This window comes from Hydrogenovibrio marinus, assembly GCF_013340845.1.
Lineage (GTDB): Bacteria > Pseudomonadota > Gammaproteobacteria > Thiomicrospirales > Thiomicrospiraceae > Hydrogenovibrio > Hydrogenovibrio marinus.
Window position 1 is genome coordinate 1,775,674 of the sequence record NZ_AP020335.1, and the last position, 18,888, is coordinate 1,794,561.

Annotated in this window: 17 protein-coding genes; 4 read left to right on the plus strand and 13 right to left on the minus strand. The window is 43.0% G+C overall.

Annotation, left to right across the window (positions count from 1 at the left end):
* Positions 1-11: 11 nt before the first annotated feature.
* The 3 genes from HVMH_RS08510 to HVMH_RS08520 all read right to left on the minus strand — a co-directional run bounded on the left by HVMH_RS08510 (position 12) and on the right by HVMH_RS08520 (position 3,403).
* Entirely contained in the window at positions 12-716 is a 705-nt protein-coding gene (locus HVMH_RS08510) for a copper resistance protein B (RefSeq protein ID WP_029909993.1), read from the minus strand.
* A gap of 38 nt (positions 717-754) precedes the next feature.
* Complete coding sequence (locus HVMH_RS08515) at positions 755-2,794, minus strand: copper resistance system multicopper oxidase (protein ID WP_029909995.1); 2,040 nt, start codon at positions 2,792-2,794, stop codon at positions 755-757.
* A gap of 198 nt (positions 2,795-2,992) precedes the next feature.
* Positions 2,993-3,403: a hypothetical protein gene (locus tag HVMH_RS08520; protein ID WP_029909997.1), complete on the minus strand. Its 411-nt coding sequence runs from the start codon at positions 3,401-3,403 to the stop codon at positions 2,993-2,995.
* A 233-nt stretch (positions 3,404-3,636) separates the two neighbouring features.
* On the opposite strand from HVMH_RS08520, the gene HVMH_RS08525 reads away from it, so the two are divergent.
* Genes HVMH_RS08525 through HVMH_RS08535 form a run of 3 tightly spaced genes read left to right on the plus strand, consistent with a single transcriptional unit; the run spans position 3,637 to position 5,553 of the window.
* Entirely contained in the window at positions 3,637-3,981 is a 345-nt protein-coding gene (locus tag HVMH_RS08525; protein ID WP_051623009.1) for a cupredoxin domain-containing protein, read from the plus strand.
* A gap of 10 nt (positions 3,982-3,991) precedes the next feature.
* Positions 3,992-4,816, plus strand: coding sequence for an FTR1 family iron permease (locus HVMH_RS08530; RefSeq protein WP_029910000.1), 825 nt, complete (start codon positions 3,992-3,994; stop codon positions 4,814-4,816).
* Complete coding sequence (locus tag HVMH_RS08535; protein ID WP_081822709.1) at positions 4,813-5,553, plus strand: DUF3187 family protein; 741 nt, start codon at positions 4,813-4,815, stop codon at positions 5,551-5,553. The genes HVMH_RS08530 and HVMH_RS08535 overlap by 4 nt, the downstream gene beginning before the upstream one ends.
* Before the next feature lie 74 nt (positions 5,554-5,627).
* Here the strand turns inward: HVMH_RS08535 and gloA are convergent, their stop codons facing one another.
* From gloA to aroC, 3 genes are all read right to left on the minus strand, one after another.
* Complete coding sequence (gene gloA / locus HVMH_RS08540; RefSeq protein ID WP_029910005.1) at positions 5,628-6,023, minus strand: lactoylglutathione lyase; 396 nt, start codon at positions 6,021-6,023, stop codon at positions 5,628-5,630.
* 19 nt (positions 6,024-6,042) lie between these two features.
* The gene (locus HVMH_RS08545; protein WP_029910007.1) at positions 6,043-7,215 is read right to left on the minus strand and encodes an MFS transporter; all 1,173 of its coding nucleotides are present in this window, start codon (positions 7,213-7,215) and stop codon (positions 6,043-6,045) included.
* Positions 7,216-7,313: 98 nt separating this feature from the next.
* On the minus strand, positions 7,314-8,414 hold the full coding sequence (gene aroC, locus HVMH_RS08550; RefSeq protein WP_029910010.1) for a chorismate synthase: 1,101 nt from the start codon (positions 8,412-8,414) through the stop codon (positions 7,314-7,316).
* 172 nt (positions 8,415-8,586) lie between these two features.
* On the opposite strand from aroC, the gene HVMH_RS08555 reads away from it, so the two are divergent.
* On the plus strand, positions 8,587-9,009 hold the full coding sequence (locus tag HVMH_RS08555) for an acyl-CoA thioesterase (RefSeq protein ID WP_232087751.1): 423 nt from the start codon (positions 8,587-8,589) through the stop codon (positions 9,007-9,009).
* A gap of 39 nt (positions 9,010-9,048) precedes the next feature.
* On the opposite strand, the gene HVMH_RS08560 is transcribed toward HVMH_RS08555, so the two are convergent.
* The 7 genes from HVMH_RS08560 to HVMH_RS08590 all read right to left on the minus strand — a co-directional run bounded on the left by HVMH_RS08560 (position 9,049) and on the right by HVMH_RS08590 (position 18,754).
* Complete coding sequence (locus HVMH_RS08560; protein WP_029910014.1) at positions 9,049-9,294, minus strand: DUF2798 domain-containing protein; 246 nt, start codon at positions 9,292-9,294, stop codon at positions 9,049-9,051.
* Between the two features lie 99 nt (positions 9,295-9,393).
* Positions 9,394-10,437, minus strand: coding sequence for an NADP(H)-dependent aldo-keto reductase (locus tag HVMH_RS08565; protein ID WP_029910016.1), 1,044 nt, complete (start codon positions 10,435-10,437; stop codon positions 9,394-9,396).
* A 93-nt stretch (positions 10,438-10,530) separates the two neighbouring features.
* Entirely contained in the window at positions 10,531-11,019 is a 489-nt protein-coding gene (locus HVMH_RS08570; protein WP_029910018.1) for a phosphate-starvation-inducible PsiE family protein, read from the minus strand.
* A 151-nt stretch (positions 11,020-11,170) separates the two neighbouring features.
* Positions 11,171-12,367 (minus strand): MalY/PatB family protein, encoded by a 1,197-nt coding sequence (locus HVMH_RS08575; protein ID WP_029910020.1) that lies wholly within the window; start codon positions 12,365-12,367, stop codon positions 11,171-11,173.
* Between the two features lie 34 nt (positions 12,368-12,401).
* Positions 12,402-14,540 carry a 5-histidylcysteine sulfoxide synthase gene (gene ovoA, locus HVMH_RS08580; protein ID WP_029910022.1) on the minus strand — a complete coding sequence of 713 codons (2,139 nt, stop codon included), beginning with the start codon at positions 14,538-14,540 and terminating at the stop codon, positions 12,402-12,404.
* Between the two features lie 45 nt (positions 14,541-14,585).
* Complete coding sequence (locus HVMH_RS08585; protein ID WP_029910025.1) at positions 14,586-17,543, minus strand: DUF748 domain-containing protein; 2,958 nt, start codon at positions 17,541-17,543, stop codon at positions 14,586-14,588.
* Positions 17,544-17,782: 239 nt separating this feature from the next.
* Positions 17,783-18,754, minus strand: a complete 972-nt coding sequence (locus HVMH_RS08590) for a carbonic anhydrase (RefSeq protein WP_051623010.1) — start codon at positions 18,752-18,754, stop codon at positions 17,783-17,785.
* Positions 18,755-18,888 lie beyond the last annotated feature (134 nt).

An 18,888-nucleotide genomic window follows, 5' to 3' on the forward strand; every position in this document is an offset into this window, starting at 1 on the left:
CTCCTTTTTAATTAAAACCAAATACGTAAACCGGCAACAGCACTTAACTCTGAAGCTTTTCCATTTTCTGCCTTAATGTAATCAGCCGTTTTGCCGTAAGCTTCATTCCATTTAACGCCAATGTATGGGGCAAACTTGCGACGTATTTCATATCTCAGCCTTAAACCAACTTCGGAAGATGAAATTCCTGAACCTTGTCCGATTTTTTCATCATTATTGGTGTATGCATTCAACTTGATACTTGGCACAAGAATCAGCCTTTGTGTAATCAGCGCATCATAAGATGCATCAAATCTGGCACCTACATTATGGTCATTAGCCATTAGCGCTGCTCTAACTTCAAAGAAGTACGGTGCAAGACCTTGAACACCAATTACTCCCCAGCCTTGAGAAGCACTTTGATTCTGGTCATATCCAGCACCTGCTTGAATATCCCATAATCTGGAAATTGGACGGCTATATAACAGCTGGTTTTCTGATTCAGTCGTACCTGAAGTACTTTGACCTTCTGTATTCAGATACACTTTATTCCAGTTGGTACCAATCCATGCTTGTGCATCCCAAGACATAGGGGTTTGCTGCTGTGTGGATGCTTCAAGTTGATCAATCCACAATGACGGAATCACCGGATCATACTCTCCACTGGCACAGGCCAACGTTGGGGCTGTTAACATTAAAAACAATGGCAATTTAATTTTTTGAGTAAAACGTTTCATTTTAATTTCTCCTATGATGTGTCAGTCCTTTCTAAAAGTTACGCAGGTGTTTTGCGAACTTCGACTTTTCTAAACATACCCATCATGTGGTAAAGCATGTGGCAGTGATATGCCCAGTCCCCCTCAGCATCCATCGTCACGCGATAGCTGATTTTGGAACCAGGTTGAACAATCACGGTGTGTTTTCTTGGAATGTGATTTTCATCACCAGTCTCCAAGTCACTCCACATACCATGCAAGTGCATAGGATGGTTCATCATAGTGTCATTAATAAACGTAATACGTACTCGTTCTCCATATTCGAAACGCAGCGGTTCAGCATCAGGGTATGGAATGCCGTTAATCGACCACATGTACCGCTCCATATTTCCTGTAAGATGAAGCACAAGTTCTTTGGTCGGTTTTGGTTCACGCATGGTTGGGAATCTGTTTTTCAGATCCGCATAAGTCAACACTTTACGCCCGTTATTTCGAAGACCAACTCCCGGGTCGTCTAGTCGATACTTCGGATCTTGAGCACGCATTTCAATTTGAGGCCCATCCTTGGCAGGAACATGTATTTGAGGCAAATCAGGGTTCATATCCATAGGAATAACGACATTATCCATTCCCATGCCGCCGCCAGACATTCCAGATTGTGCTCCCATATTCATGGAAGTACTTGAGCCTTTGTTCGAGTTCATATTCATACCATTCATACTTGAACTTGAGTTCATATTTGAATTATTAATGCCAGAACTCATATTCATACCGTTCATATTCGAGCCTGAATGCATATTTGAATTGTTATTTCCTGAATCCATATTCATGCCATTCATGCTTGAAGCAGCATTCATATCCATAGTCGAATTATTAGAACCTGAACTCATATCCATTCCCGACATATTCATAGACATCCCCATATCCGCCATACTTAGTATTGGCAAAGGATCCATTTCTGGTGCTTCAGCAAGGATTTTGGGATCGGTTGTAATGGAGCCTAAAGCGTAACCAGAACGATCTATCGCTTGTGCAAAAATTGCATATGCAGGTTGTTTTCCATCTGGTTCAACAATAATGTCGTAGGTTTCAGCAACACCAATACGGAACTCATCAACCGTCACAGGCTGAACTAAATGACCATCTGCGGCAATCACCGTCATTTTCAAACCGGGAATTCTGACATCAAAGAAGGTCATAGAAGAACTGTTGACCACTCTCAAACGGATTTTCTTATTCGGTTGCGTAACGACTCTCCAATGGGCATTTGGAGACAGTCCGTTCATTAAGAAGGTGTAATCTGCACCAGTAACATCAGATAAGTCACGGTCACTCATGACCATGTCATTCCACATCTTGCGCTTGTTCCAAGCATTGAAAAAGCCATACTTCTTAACCTCAGAAAAGAAGTCACCAACCGTTCTTTGGTTATAGTTGTAGTAATCGCCCATCTTTTTGAGGTTGGTATAGATAGTTTCAGGATCGGTATCTGACCAGTCTGTCAACTGGACAACATAATCATGATCATATTCCACGGGATCCGGCATCTTTGGCAGGATCACTATTACGCCATATAGACCTGTTTGCTCTTGGAATCTTGAATGGCTGTGATACCAGTAGGTTCCATGTTGTTTGACGGTAAATTTATACTCAAAGGTTTCACCTGGCTTTATCCCAGGGTAGCTTAAGCCGGGTACACCATCCATGCCCGTTGGCACAACCATGCCATGCCAATGAATAGACGTATCAACATCCATTTCATTCTTTACACGAATGGTTACTTCATCTCCTTCACGCCAAACAAGTGTTGGGGCAGGTAATGAACCATTAACCAATGTTGCTTTTGAAGGCGTTCCGGTGATATTGACTGTTTTTTCTGCAATGGTTAAATCAAACTCCGTACCCATCAGCGCTGGGCGCCCAGGCCCCATCTCAGAGGATTTAGGGGGGGTGTAAGACCTCATTAATCCCATAGCCATATTTCCGGCTTGAGCTAAAGGTATGTGTGTTGCAATTGCAGCAGTCAAACTGCTTAAAGCAAAGCCTTTTACAAATTGTCTGCGATTCATTTCTGAATTAGGTTGTGAGTTAGTTTTCATCATTGAACTCCTGACTGACTTACTGGTCAAATAATTTCTACAAAAGATATTTCTAGTGTATTTGGAGCGAAACTAACGAATGTTTTGAAATTGATCGAAAAGCGATCAATAACGAATATAAGGCCTGAATAACTGGAAAGATATTAAGTAATTAAACTACCAGTTTTAAAAAAGAACATATATCAAATTTAACATTCGTTAAATTGATATCGTATTAGGGGGAGGAAGTTCAGGTTGAACCGTTGTTGTTGTTAATGGAACAACAAAAATCACGTTTGAATCGATTTGAAGAGGCTGCAAATTGACTTTAAATGTATCTACTAAATTAAAAACAGGTGCCGCATGAATAGATGCACATAAAAGATTATGACAACTAGTCGTATTACATTGATCACAAGAAAGCATTTGTGGATTACTAACGCACTGACCAGCCTGATAAGCTTTCACCTTAAAGCCATTCATGACTGCAGAATCTAAGTGCATTACATGATGCATAACTTTCATCTCAATCTGCTCCGACGGAGTGAACACCGGCGCTCCTACAGCTCCCCACGCGGCTGAAGCCAAGGTTTGAACAAGAAATAAGATTAGAAAAAGTTTTTTAAACATCAAGCCACATCGTCGTACGTAATATCTTCTAATTAACGAGTCTACTCTTTTTTCAAACTGAAAAAAAGATAAGTTTAAAGTTGAAGTATGACGAAATACTTAATTACAGCTAACCACTATCTGCTTTAAAAAGCTATTTTCTTCATCATTTTAAAAAAAAAAAAAAGCAATTGACTTGTTAATACAAATCATTATCATATTCATTAAGTTAATTATTAGGTAATGGTAATAATATGAAGCCGCTTGCACACATACAAACACTCTTTTCTATTTTTTTGATTTTAGCATTTCCACCTTTGGCATCAGCTGCACCGATATCGCAAATGGTTATGACAATAAAAAACCACCAGTTTTCGCCATCTGAAATAAAAATCCAACCCGGTCAAAAAGTTCTTCTAATTATTAAAAATGAAGATCACACGCCTGAAGAGTTTGAAAGTTATAGCTTAAACCGCGAAAAGCTAATTAATGGGAATAGCACAGCAAAAGTATACATTGGTCCACTTGAGCCAGGCTCTTACAAGTTTTTTGGGGAATTTTTTCCAAAAACGGCTAAAGGTACAATTCTAGTTAAATAAGGAAAAACGCATGTTTGAAACCGCCATTATTGTTTTCAGAGAAGTATTAGAGGCCGCTATCGTAATCGGAATTATCGCTGCTGCAACGAAAACAATTCCCAACAAAAGTAAGTGGTTAGTATCTGGAATTTTACTCGGAATTTCCGGGGCTGTTCTTATTGCATATTTAGGCAACGAACTGAGCCAACTTGCCAATGGTATAGGACAAGAATTATTCAACGCTTCTATCATGAGCATTGCTGTTGCTATGCTTGGATGGCAAACAGTTTGGATGTCAACTCACGGTGCAGAACTAGCACAATCCGCCAAAGAAACAGGCATGGCTATCCGAGATGGAAAAAAAGCATTATCGGTTTTATTAATTATTGTTGGGGTTGCTATTTTGAGAGAAGGGTCAGAAGTCACCGTTTTCCTATATGGCATCTCAGCTTCGGGAATCGGCTCCTTATCGATGCTCATGGGAGGTGTAATAGGTATTCTTCTTGGCATCCTTATTGGATACATCATCTACTCTGGTTTATTGCGCTTGCCGGTTCAGTTCTTCTTTAAAGTCACAACTATTTTAATCGCATTTTTGGCTGCGGGCATGTCATCACAAGTAGCCAAATATCTAGTTCAAGCCGACAAAATTCCAAGTTTGGCTACCCCTTTATGGGACCTATCAACTTTATTGTCCAATCAATCAATATTAGGCAAATTTTTAGAAGCGTTGTTTGGCTATAGCGCAAGACCAGATGGCATTCAAGTTGTATTTTACCTTGTAACTCTGCTCACTATTTTTCTTTCAATTAAATGGATAAAAAAAACAAACCAACCAAACAAGGAAGTCATGTGAAAAAACTTTTAAAATCTATCCCATTGTATTTTTGTTTAGGAACAATGCATTCCAGTCTTGCACATGCGGGAGCTGCCGATTATATCTATACACCAACGGTCGAAAATGGTGAGTTCGAAATTGACTTTAAATATGGTTTTAGTGGCAAAAGCAAAGCTGTACAGGATTACAGTCAGAACGTGACTAGTCTTGGGTTTGGTTATGGTGCCAGTGAAAGATGGTTTACCGAGCTATACCTAAAATCTGAAAAAGAAAATGGAAAACCTGGACTTAATATTCTGGAGTTCGAAAACAAGTTTCAATTAACTGAAACTGGACGCTACCCGGTAGATGTCGGCCTTATTACCGAATTAGAGCTCCCTTCAAATGGAAAGGAACCATCCGAATTTAAAGTAGGCCCCTTGTTTCAGACAAATTCAGGGAAAATGCAATATAACTTTAACGTCCTATTTGAAGCTAAAATCGGAGGAAGCACACCCTCTTCAAATATAGTCGCGGGACAATATCAACTGCAGGCCAAATATCGCTTACAAAAAAGCTTCGAATTCGGCGTGCAAAGTTTTGGTGAAGTTGGAGCGTGGGATAATTGGTCACCTGCATCTGAACAAGAACACAAAATTGGACCTGCCATTTTTGGAAAAATTGGACATTTAAAGTACAACGCTGCATATCTTTTTGGACTAACCCGATCTACCTCAAACGGTACTGCTAGATTGCAGGTTGAGTACGAGTTCTAAGGATCATAACTTCCCTTGCTTATTGCCAACAAGCAAGGGTGGTTAGATAGTTACCAATCCCTTTTGACTCAGAATTAATTTCGGATATGATTTTCGCCAATAAATTCAATTTGATAGCCATCTGGGTCTTCAATAAAGGCAATAATAGTTGTACCTGCATTCATTGGTCCAGCTTCGCGAATCACTTTACCGCCCGCAGCTTTAACCGCCTCGGTGGTTTTGTAAACATCTGGCACCTCAATTGCAATATGCCCATAGCCGGCACCTAAATCGTATGACTCCACACCCCAATTATAGGTTAGCTCCAATACGGTGTTTTCGTCCTCATTGCCATAACCTAAAAATGCCAGCGTAAACTCTCCCGCAGGGTAATCATTTTGACGCAACAACTTCATACCCAACACTTGAGTGTAAAAGTCGATGGATTTTTGTAAATCGCCTACTCTTAACATCGTATGCAACAATCTCATAACAATCTCCTTGGTGTGATTAATGACTAGATTGTACCCATTTCTGAGTGATAAAAAGTGCAAAAGAAATAGAAATAGCACTGATGGAAAATGCCAAACTCGCACCACCGGCTTGCCAAGCATAACCCGCAACCAGCATCCCTATGCCGCCGCCAAAACCGTGACTGACTGAAGCGTAAATAGCCTGACCTCTGCTTTGATTGACACCGTGAAAGTGCTCATCAATCAAATGAATCGCAGCAGCATGAAACAGGCCGTAGCTTGCTGCATGGAAAGTTTGCGCCAAAATCAATAGACTAAGCCAGTCCGCTACGTAAGGAATCATCATCCAACGAATAAACGTTAATAACAAACTAATCAACAACAATAGCTTGACGCTGAAAGAACGAAACAGCCTCGGCATAAAGAAAAACACGCCAATTTCCGCAATGACACCAACTGACCAAAGCCAAGCAATCGCAGTTTGGCTATAACCGTGTTGTTGCAAAAATATGCTATAAAAACTGTAGTAAGCACCATGTGAGAACTGCGCCAATATAGTCACTAACAATAAGCTGATAACCCATGGTCGCTTAATAATCGAGAGAAAACTCAAAGGCGTTTCTGTAGTCTTTTCTGTTGGAGTAGATTCAAAATCTTGCACCCAAAACATTGTCAAAAAAACAATTATCGAAGTCCCCCATAACACCACAGGATAAATTTGATAGGCATGCGTCGTAAATACTTGTAATTGCCAACCAACACCTAACACGGCAGCAATAAACCCTATCGACCCCCATAAGCGTATTTGTCCATAACGCTCTTTGAGTCCTGCAAGGTTTGAAAACGTATAGGATTCAAACAAGGGCAAAGCGGCATGAAAGAAAAAACTGAAAAAGAAAACCGTTAGCAACAAGCCGGAAAAGCTCTGAAAGAACAAAAAACCCGTTGCCGACACTAGCGTAAGAAAGCCGGTCCAACGCAACCAATAAACGGTTTTTCCGGTTTTATCTGCCAGCCAACCTAATAAATTAGGCGCAATCACTTTGGTTCCGACAAATACCGCCATCAACTGCCCAATTTGGATCGCGTCCATCCCTAAGGATTGATAGTACAAGCTGATATACGGAATCACAGCACCAAATAAGGTGAAGTAAAAGAAATAGAATCCCGACAGTTTAGGATAGGCTTGTTTATAGGCGGCTTGCGGCATGAGCTAAAACCTTAAAAACAGACAAAGGAAGGCAAATCAAATAGCCGACAATTTTTAGAAATTTGCCGGCTTGAGTTTCAGTTGATTTCTAGATGGCTTCAGCGCTCTGCGTTGGCTAAATCCATAACCGGCGGCACCACATCGCCATTTTGAGCGCGGTTACGCATGAAATGATCCATCAACACCAATGCGACTTTTGCTTCGGCAATAGGCGTAGCACGGATTCCCACGCAAGGGTCATGGCGACCTTTAGTCACCATTTCAATTGCTTCGCCATCACGGTTGATGCTCTTGCCCGGCGTCATAATGCTCGAAGTCGGCTTTAATGCGATGTGAGCAACGATATCTTGTCCGGTTGATATCCCACCCAAAATCCCACCAGAGTGGTTGGACAAGAAACCTTCCGGTGACATCTCATCTCTGTGCTCAGTGCCACGCTGAGCCGCAACGGAAAAACCATCTCCAATCTCAACACCTTTCACAGCATTAATGCTCATTAAAGCATGTGCCAAATCGGCATCCAAACGATCAAAAACAGGCTCACCCAATCCTACTGGGACATTTCTGGCAACAATCGTAATTTTCGCACCCACAGAGTCTTTTTGTTTCAGCAGGTTGTCCATATATTCACGGATTTCTTCGCGTTTCTCAGGGCTTGGGCAAAAGTATTCGTTGTCATTATCAAACGGCCAAGTGACATTCTCGACTTTAATGGGACCTAGCTGTGACAAATAGCCTTTGATTTCGATCCCCAAGCGTTCTTTCAGATACTTTTTCGCAATCGCTCCGGCAGCAACACGCATCGCCGTTTCACGCGCAGATGAACGCCCGCCACCTCGGTAATCGCGGATGCCGTACTTTTGCGTGTAGGTGTAGTCAGCATGAGAAGGACGGAAAGTTTCCGCCACTTTGGCATAATCTTTTGAACGTTGGTCAGTATTGTGGATGATCAATCCAATCGGCGTACCGGTCGTTTTACCTTCAAACACACCCGACAAAATTTGAACTTTGTCATCTTCACGGCGCGCAGTAGCATGCTTTGAAGTACCTGGTTTACGACGATCCAACTCAATTTGAATATCTTCTTCCGTCAGTTCCATGCCTGGAGGACAACCATCGATAATCGCACCCAATGCGATACCGTGACTTTCTCCAAAAGTGGTTACACGAAAATTTTGTCCTAATGTATTACCCGACATGAAACTCAAAATCCTTACTTTTTTATTTCAACACCCAGTATTTAGCCTGAGTACTTCAACTTGCCTAATCTTTGTTGAGCATTATACTAAAGCCCTTGGATTTCGTCGAAATTCATTGCTATATAAGATTTAAGGGACATTACACAAACAACTATCCCTACAGAGATTCAATATGATTGCATGGCCGCACCCAAACCCTTTTATTCTGGAACACCAAGTCAAACCCGAAGAATTGGATTTCCTCAAACACGTCAATAACAAGGTGTACCTGGCTTGGATGGAACATATCGCTTGGCAGCACAGTTTATCTGTCGGTATCGACTACGACCAACAGAAAGAACAAGGCAAGATTATGGTGGTGAAGCAACACGAGCTGAATTACCTCGCCCCCTGCTTTCTTGACGACAAACTTGTGATGGGTACTTGGATAGGCGAGCGCATCGGCTGTTGCCAACGCAAACGCCATTATGAAATCTATCGCGAAACGGATGGGAAAAAAATCTTTTCAGGCCATACTATTTGGGTCTGCATGGATCTGCACACCCAAAAAGCCTGTAAAATCCCAGACCTGTTTATCGACGCTTACAATCAATAAGTATCAAAAATCTGCCAGGTTGGGTAACTCAACTGAGCTTTAGCTGTGATGAGGATGCTCAACCGCACGGACAAGTTTATTGACGATACGTCTCACCATCGGTGCCACAAATAGCACGATAGGAAACGCAATCACAAACGCTGTCCACCAAGCGTGAAACCAAACCTTCAAAAAGTTCTCAGGCAAGCCTACGTTCATATAGCTGATCACGCCTGACATCAGAAACGACATGAAAAGCGCCATAAAAAATGCAAACAAAATATGTTGGTGTCTTGGGTGAAACATAACACTCCTAACTCATAAATTTTTATTCATGGGCGTTGACCGGATTGCCAGCCCCATACTTGTTACTATAACTTTAGAAATCGGCACAAGCCCATCACCCTAAGGTGCAGGAATGGTGTATTGTGCATGAATCCGTTCGATTTGGTACAGCACTTCGTCATCCAAGGTGATATTGATGGAGTCAATATTCTCTTTCAACTGTTCCATGGAGGTTGCTCCGATGATGTTCGCCGACAGGAATGGACGTGAGTTCACAAACGCCAGTGCCAATTGAGTCGGGGTCAAACCATTGCCTTTTGCCAACGCCGCGTAAAGCTCTGTGGCTCTGACAGCATTTGCTCCCATATAGCGATCATAGTTAGGGAACAATGCCAAACGCGAGCCTTCTGGCTTAGCACCGTTCAGATACTTTCCGGACAATGCGCCAAACCCAAGCGGTGAGTAAGCCAACAACCCAATGCCTTCATGGCGAGAAACCTCTGCTAAACCGACTTCGTAGCTGCGGTTCAACAAGCTATATGGATTTTGCACGGTGACGATTTTCTGCAAGCCTTTCGCTTCGGCAATCTGCAAAAACTTCATCGCCCCCCAAGCCGTTTCATTCGACAACCCGATTTGACGGATTTTGCCTTGCTTGACGAACTCAGTCAGCACTTCCAATGTTTCTTCAAAAGACGTTAAATTCTGAGGTTCATCTACCCACTCATAATTCAATTTACCAAAGTAGTTGGTTGGTCTTTCCGGCCAATGCAATTGATACAAATCCAAATAATCGGTTTGTAAACGCTTAAGGGATGCTTCCAACGCTTGAGTGATCTGCTCTCGATTAAAACGCCCTTGCCCATCACGAATGTGTGACGCTGGTCCCATTGGCCCGGCGATTTTAGAGGCCAGCACCACATCGTCGCGTCGACCGTTCTTGGCAAACCAATTACCAATCATGATTTCGGTTGCGCCGTAAGTTTCGGCACGTGGTGGTACGGAATACAGCTCTGCTGTATCCCAGAAGTTCACGCCTTGATTCAGCGCATAATCCATTTGCTCAAAGGCCTCTGACTGAGTGTTTTGTTCACCCCAAGTCATGGTACCTAAACAAATACGACTGACTTGAATATCGGTATTTCCAAGACTGTTGTATATCATCTGAATTCCTTTTGAATCGGTTCGTAAAGTCGAAGTCTGGTTAAGTAAGCAAGTCGCTAGCGGTTGTTTACTCAATAACTTAATAGAAAGGACTTACTTAGAAGCTTCGTCCATGACTTTCGGTTCTTTTTCTCGCCATTGTCTCATCAAACCATGAATGTAAATAATCAACGCAAAGAAGACCGCTGAGATACCACCCAAAATCAACAGGGTTCCGTTCTCGTCTGGTGTCGTGTCCAAAAGAATCAATTTTCGAATCACCACCACAAAAGCGATTTCCAAGAAGGTTAAGGCGTAATCAAAGCTGTTTCTGATGAACAAAGCATTGACGATTGCCAGCACGATCAGGGTGAAAAGTGCATCGGTCAACAGAACCTTCATTGACGGAAAGTTCAAAGCACCTTGATGCATCAAGAAATCAAACAACTTGTTGGAAATACTGAACAAGCACGCCGCCAAATAAACAATCATAAACACAACCAAAACAACTCTCAGCATCTTCACTAGATTGATGAGCCTTTTATCCAGATCATAATCTAGGATTTGAGAGATTTTTTTGGATAAATGATTTGAAGTCGACATAAAACATCACGCCTTTACGAGAAAATAGAAAAAATTAACGAGTCATGACAATCCAAGTTACACCCCAACCTGGTAGATTTTTATCGCTTGTCTGCGTTTGGTGCTTTGCGCACTCTTTTTGAATTTCAGTCGGTAAGAATAGCACTAAATCCTACAATTTAGGCAGCTGATTTAATCCCATTTTGAAATGACTGAAGGCTTGTTGCAGCACTCTAGGCGGAACGGCTAGGTTCATTCGCATGAAACAGGTTCCGGCATTGGGCTTGTCGGTTTTTACATCAAACGATTCGCCATCGTTCAATCCCAACTTTGCATCGTTGATAATCCAGTTTTTCAAAGCGGCATGGTCCGAACATAAGGTCGAAAAATCCAACCAGACAAGATAGGATGCCTCCGGGCGCATAACCGTCACTTGTGGAAAATGCGTTTGAAAAAAGTCGACCGTCTTGTCGATATTCTGTTGCAGGAACTGGTTTAACTCCTGCACATAGCGTCTGCCCTTCTCGCTGTATGCGGCTTCAAGCGCAACGGTAGCAAATAAGTTCAACCCTTTTACACTCACCGACTGACTCACCTTCAAATACGCCGCTTTCAATTTGGGGTTGGCAATGATGGCATAGCCTATTTGCAACCCGCCAAGATTAAAGGTTTTGCCTGGCGAACTCAAGGTAATCGTTTGTTGTCGAATGGCATCCGAAATCGTCGCCAGAGGGATATGTTTGCCGGAAAAAATCATGTCAGAGTGAATCTCATCGGAAACGATTGTCACTTTGTGCGTCACACAAATCTCAGCCAACTTTTTCAGCTCATTTTCTGTCCACACTCTACCGGACGGATTTTGCGGATGGCAAAACAAAATCAGCTGAACCTTGTTCTCAACAATTTTACTTTCCAACAAATCAAAGTCGATTTCATAACGTCCGTTTTTTAGCACCAAAGGCGCAGTCACCAGCTTTCTGCCATTCAACTCTGGCGCAGTCAAAAAAGGTGGGTAAACCGGCGGCATCGCCAAAACAGCTTCTCCCGCTTTGGTAAAGGCTTGCACTGCCATGAAAAAGCCATTGGCAACATTATGGGTGAAAACGATTTCTTCGGACTTCACCTCATATTCATGAAACGCTTGCCAATCGATAATGGCTTGGTAAACCGCTTCAGACATATGGGTATAACCCAAAATCGGATGCTCAAGACGCGTCTTGATGGCTTGCATGATAAAGTTCGGCGTCGGTAAATCCATATCCGCCACCCACATAGGAAGAATATCCTCCCGGCCGAACAATGCCTTTCGCAACGCATACTTTTCTGCGTCTGTGTCCTCACGGGGAAACACTCTATTAAAATCTGCCATAATCCATTAGCCTTGTTTAAATCCCTTCAACACCCTAACGTTTTTTCCATAAAGTGACTTGAGACAACGTATGTTGGTATTTACGCTGTGTCTCTCGAATCACGAACGGAATATCGAAAGGTTCACGAATCATTGTAAACTCATCTTGCAATAAGGCGGTAATGCCTTCTAATGTGGTGACGTTTTCACCGCTCTGTTCATCTTTATATCCACCCAACCAATTGGCCTTTTCGGTAAACGCTTCCAACCAGGTATAAGGTGAAGCCAGCATCAACAACCCACCCTCATTCAGTCGATGCGCCAAATCCTTCAAGAACTTGGTCGGATCATACAAACGATCAATCAGATTCACCGCCACAATCATGTCATAGCCGGTGAAAATCGGTTTCAGGTTACTTGCATCTTGCTGCAAAAACTCACACTTATGAGCGACATCCGCCAAACCATATTCGGCGAGGGTTTTCTTCTTGAAGTCGACAATCTCACCTTCTATCGGCAAGGTGTATAACACCGACCCGGTTGTTTTGAGCTGGTTGGCAATCTGGATAAATCTCGCAGAAAAATCCAATCCCATTACCTGCTCAAAACCTAACGCCAACTCAAAACTGGCCCGCCCAACGGAACAACCAACTTCCAAAACAGACAAATCGTTGCGACCTGCAAAATCCTGGTCTTTCCGAATCGCTTCTATAGCAGTACGCGCATAGCGTTGGGCAAAGTTCTCTACATCGAAATAACTTTCACCATAATGGAATTCACAATATTGCGCCACCGCAGCATCGGTTTCATAAGTGGAAAACTGCGTTTGCACCTCATGGTCTGACTCGATATAACGGAATCCGGCGTGCTGGAAAAAATGGCGGCGGAAGGCATAGCGAGAATATCCGTTGATTTCATTTCCGGTCGATATCCAGCAACCACCTTTAAAAATGTTGTGATTGTTATCAAAAGTCGGCGTGGTGAAATCATCATACAACGGGTGCACCTTGAAGCCTTCAAAAGGATAAATTGGCGTTTGCGTCCATTGCCAAACATTGCCGATAACATCGAAAAAATCTCCCGTCTGGTTCCAATTCACCGGCATGGAAGACGCAAAACGTTCCAGGTTGATATTGGCAAGGCCGGGATGTTTGTCATGATGCACTAAGGCATCGGTATGATCTCTCAAACGTAGATACTCATCTTCACTTGGCAAGCGGATAGCTTTGCCCGTCTCATGAGATTTCCAGCGACAAAAAGCATCCGCTTCCAGATAATTGACTTCTACCGGCCAGTCCCAAGGCATCTGGATTTCTTCTGTCATGCAGCGCAACCACCATGCATCGCCCTTTTTCACCCAAAAAGTCGGATGTTTGTCCGGCGTAAACTGGCGCCAACGGTTACCTTCCTCATCCCAGTAAACTGGGTTGTCGTAGCCTCCTGCTTCAACAAACGCCAAATACTCTTTGTTGGAACACAAAAATGCTGCCGCCTTGAATTCTGTCACCTCGGCTTTGTGCGTGCCATACTCATTGTCCCAGCCATAAAATTCTGCGGGATCCTTATGGTCGATAGCTACTTCGCCTGCTGGAACCGGAAAAAGAACATTTTCAGGTGCTTCGTCACTCTCACGACAAATCGTGAACAATGGATGTGGCTTCACTTGCTCTAAAGGCAGCTGGCGAATCAACACAGATGAGGTTTCTAAATGAATGCGCTCATGTTCGATGCCCATGATCACTGGCCACATCGGACTTTGCCAATCAATCGGCAGATGAAATTCCATGGTATCGATCAAATGATTAACCGCATCTCTGACCTGCTGGCGATACTCGCGCACCGCACCGACACTCGGCCAGTCATAATGCTCGTCATTAAGGTCGTCCCACGACATTTCATCCACACCAATTGCGCACATAGATTCAATTTTTGAATTGATGCGATTCGGCAGTAATTTCGCCAACACCAGCTTATTGGTAAAAAAAGTGGCAGTATGACCAAAATAGAAAATCAGTGGGTGGCGTAGCGAACAAGGACGCAGATAAAAGGCATCCTCCGACACAAGCGTTTCAAACAGGGTTTCATAGAGCGTGTAAGTTTGGTTAAAATACGCTTTAATCTCAACGCGCTTCTCCTCTACTTCCCCACTGTTCAAAACGACATTGTGCGACACGATACTTTCCAAACCCTGCATTTCTTCCCTCTTCACTCACTTAATTCCGATTGCGTATCCAACTGTTTACATAGATAAGGAGACGCCTGTGACTTTCTCTTGCTCTAGTTCTGGATGACAGGTCGTCAATCTTGACGGATCAATACCGTCCTTTTCCACCAACCAATCTTTCACCAGTCTTTGTCTGGATTTTGCCAAATCATATAACTGTTGATTCAGCTCTACTTGTGCCTCAGCACTGAGCGGTTGTTGCCCTGCCTGTTTTTGTTGTTGAGGCAGGCCGTTGTCTTCATTATCCGTTTTGTTTGCGTCATTTACTCTTATCGCCTCGGTCAAAAGATCAACATCCTGCTGGGTGTAATAGCCACAAACCTTCAAGGTAATTTGCTTCTTCTCTTTCAGCAATTTGCCCATCTTGTCGAGATACTCTGTCATCCCAGCAGAAAGCTCATTTTTTCCGGCGACAAACGATACGGATTGGAATTGGATCTTATTGGCTTGGTTATAGGCGTAACTGGTCGCCATTGCAATTGCGCCATAAGGTTGCAATGCCAAAGTTAATGCTAGCTTGGTTCCACCCGTCAATGCGTTTCTCAATGCAATATTGATGGCACTGGTGGCATCAAACCCCGGATCAGATAAATCGCCATTAACCGGCAAATCCAAATCTATGTTGTCTCGACTGTCGCGCAACATGTTCAAACCAAACTTCAATGCAGTCGCGCTCATTAAACCACTCGCTTCATTAGCTGTTTTTTCAACGGCATTCTCAGTGCCCTGAGCTTTCGGCTGTGTTTGGTCACTGTCATCTGCTTCCATGTCAAAGCCTACTAGCAAGACATGGTTTTTCGAGGTCAACATGTCATCCTTAACCTTAACATCGGATGTCAGGTTCAAAGATCCACTCTGAATTCGGTAACCCAAATCCCGTTTAATCAAAGGCGAGAAGGAGTACAAATCCATGTCATGAATATGCGTTGTTACATCCATATTCACTTTTTTCGTCAATGGTTTTGCCTTGCCCTTGATGTCGACTTTAGTATATTTATCAATGGTCGCAAGCAATCTGATTGGCGTATTTCTATTTGGGTGGTGATAACTCAGCTTACCGATAGATAAGGTACGAATATCGATGTTTTTATGCATCGCAGGTTGAGTGGCATGCGTCAGCAACTCAACGCGGTTATAACCTTTGAAATCCAAGCCATCAAACATCAACTGCAATGAGGATGGCTTCGCTTTTTTATCTGTTTTTGAGTGCGTCGTAGTTTGTTTCTTCGCCGGTGTTTTCTGATCTATTGGCAAAGAAGCCATCAAAGCATCAAACTGATGAATGTGCTTGTTCTCATCGAAATCCAAATTAACTTTCAGGCTGTTGACATCCATCTTTCCAACATTGATTTTATTAGTTCCTACAAGGTTAAAGTGTTTCAGGTTAAAACTTTTCAACTGAGCCAACGGCAAATGTTCTTGCTTAGTCTTACCGTGCTTAAACTGCGCAACAGTGACTTCATCCAAACTAAAATCTTTCACGGACACCGACAAAGGCAATGCAAAGCCAACTTGCGAATCCAAGCTATCGAAGCTCGACATCAACAGGTCTTTTCGAGTATTCGTCAATGTCCACTTGTCCAAGGCAACCTTACCTTGAGTTTTCACTTTCAACTTTTGCTTTGATTCAGAAGGAATATCAAGATCGGTATTCCCCTGCCAAGATAATGTCTTTCCATAAAGCACTAAGGCTTTTTGAGACAGGTTAATGCCTGCCAATTGCAACGTGCCGTCCACATTCAAAGCCGTCTTTGTATCTTTTTGCGTCTCGACATGACCTTTCCATTGCAGGTCATCAAACGACAACTGGTTGCCCTTCTGTTTTAATGCAGTGTGCTGGATGGTAAGACTTTCATTCGCCTTGACTTGTAAGGACTGGTCTTTATGCAACACGTTTCTTGTGCCTTCCAAAGTTAGGCCACCGACTTTCAGTGACACATCAGAAGTGTTTAGACCAGCGTTTTGTATAGACAACTTAGCATCGTTTTGCAGCTTCAGTTCACCGGAAAGTAAAGAGACATCCGACTCGCCATTAAAGGTAATTTTACCAACATCCGCCTGCAAGTCCTTTGTTTGAACGATGCCGTTTTCTAACTTCAAGTCACTGTTGACCTTGGCTTGCACGTCACCATATTTATTGAAAGCTGAAACATTAATCTTGCCGCCGACCTTCGCTGCCAATTGCTCGACTTCAGGGGGTAAAAACTTCTCATAGGCTTGCAACAGCAGGTTATTGATTTCAACCTGCCCCACCAGCTTTTGTGTCTCTGAAAAGGCATTGACCTTCATGTGCCCTTTGAAACCGCCATATTCTTTGCCCTTACCGACCTCAAGCTTGAAGGTCATGTCAGCTGGCATAGATGGCTCCCAGTTCTGTAGGTGGTTCAATGCAACTTCTTCAAAACGGACATCTTTATCAATGTTCGGGGCAATGACGCTCACCACGGTATTTTTCAGCACCAGACTATTAATACCCAATTTCCAGGTCAACCCGCCGTCTGCTGGCTCTTCCTTAGGTGTTTCCTTATTCAAAGGAATGATAATCCCGGCAACATCCAGAAATTTCTTAGGTTGAAAGTCGACATGGACGTGAGTTTTCAGCAGAATGAGTTTATCGACCACCAAGTGCTTTTCAAATAACGACGGCCAGTCAAAGTCGAAGAAAAATTCACCCAGTTTCAAAGGCTCTTTTCCTGCCTTTTTCAACAGCATGTTTTCGACTTTGAAGCGCCCGGTGAATAAATTGAAAGACACATCTTCGATATGGACTTCTTCCAACCCTTGCTTGAGCAGGGCTTGTTTCATACCCCACTTAATGCCATAAGGTAAAACGGTTAGGAAAATGCCAAAAAACAGTAACGTAATGATGAAAACACGCATCTTTAACGAAAAAGACTGCCAATATTCGAAGGCTTTCAAGGATTTTTCACTAAGGGGTTTCAAGCGAGACTTAAAACGTGATTTCAGGTCCATACACTTCCTGCTACTAAACATCTTTCTACTTTGACAAGACTTTAACTATCGGGAAATGCTGCAGATAAGTCAAGTAAAGTTCTATGACAAAACCGTGATTATTGCCATATCACAGCAATTTTTGGGGTAACTTTTGTGTCAAACTTGATGGAAGGCTTTGTCGGTAAAATACCGTAGAAACAAAAAAGCGCCTCAAGGCCTTGCCTTAAAGCGCTTTAACGACTTAGATGTAATTGCTGTTAGTAATATTGATAGTAACGGTGATCCTGACTATCGTTTTTAGGATTGCTCCAAGATTTCAACAACGAGCGAGCTTCCAAATCCTGAACAGGACGAGCATTCGCCCCCATTAATTCGTTCATCTTTTCAAGTTGCTCCGCCGACGCTTCGATTGGTTGTTTGAACACCATCCAATAAACCCCTTCCGTACAAGGCGGTGTGGTTAAAGAGCCGCTGTATTTAAAGAATTTTTTACTTTCAGGGAAAAAGACATTTGGATTAAATTCAATGCCATTAAAAATTTCCTGTTTACCGACTTTTTTAGGCAAGTGGTTCAGGATAGTTTGCAACGCATCGTTCTCTTTACCCTCTCTGAACAAAATACCAATTACCAGATAATGCCCACGACCATCTCGGTGAACCAAATGCAACTCCATCGGATAATTGAAACCGTTCAACTGATGTTCTGAGGGGGTATGAAAATGATACTGCAACAGCTCATAACGCTGATTTTTGATTTTGATATAGCTACCCAAAGGCACGTTGGCTTGCAGCGTGTGGCCGTTGTTGATGACTTTAAGAACCGTATCACGGTAGTGCACATCAAAGCCCGGTAGTGAAGTGGTGCCAACGGCATCATCTGCCATCAAGTTAATTGGTGACTGATTTTTGCCGGTTTTACAGGTTGCATAATCAGGCGACAAGTCTCCCCAATGGTCGGGGCCTTCTTCTCCCGAATAAGACCAATGTGGGTTATGCACAACGGGTTTTGGTTTAGGTGCTTCTTCTTTTTTGGCTTCCGCGGCAGGTGCCTTACCTTGAGCCGGCGCAGCGCCTTCGGGAGCTGCCTCCTTGTGCTGTTTTTTCATTTCCGCGCCCAAGTCAATCAATGGGGCATTGCTATGTTGAACAGCGGCAGACCAACCTTGTGGTGCCACCAAACATACGCCAAACGAAATGAATGCTATCAACAACCTTTTTAACGCTTTCATAAAAGTTTTCCTAACGTCTTGACTGTTTCGGCCCCGCTATTAAACATAGCCTTTGATGTCAAAAAACAGACAGTTTCCTTCTTGAATTATTCGATTTTACAGGTCTTTCGACCCAGGATTTGCTCATCCTTTAC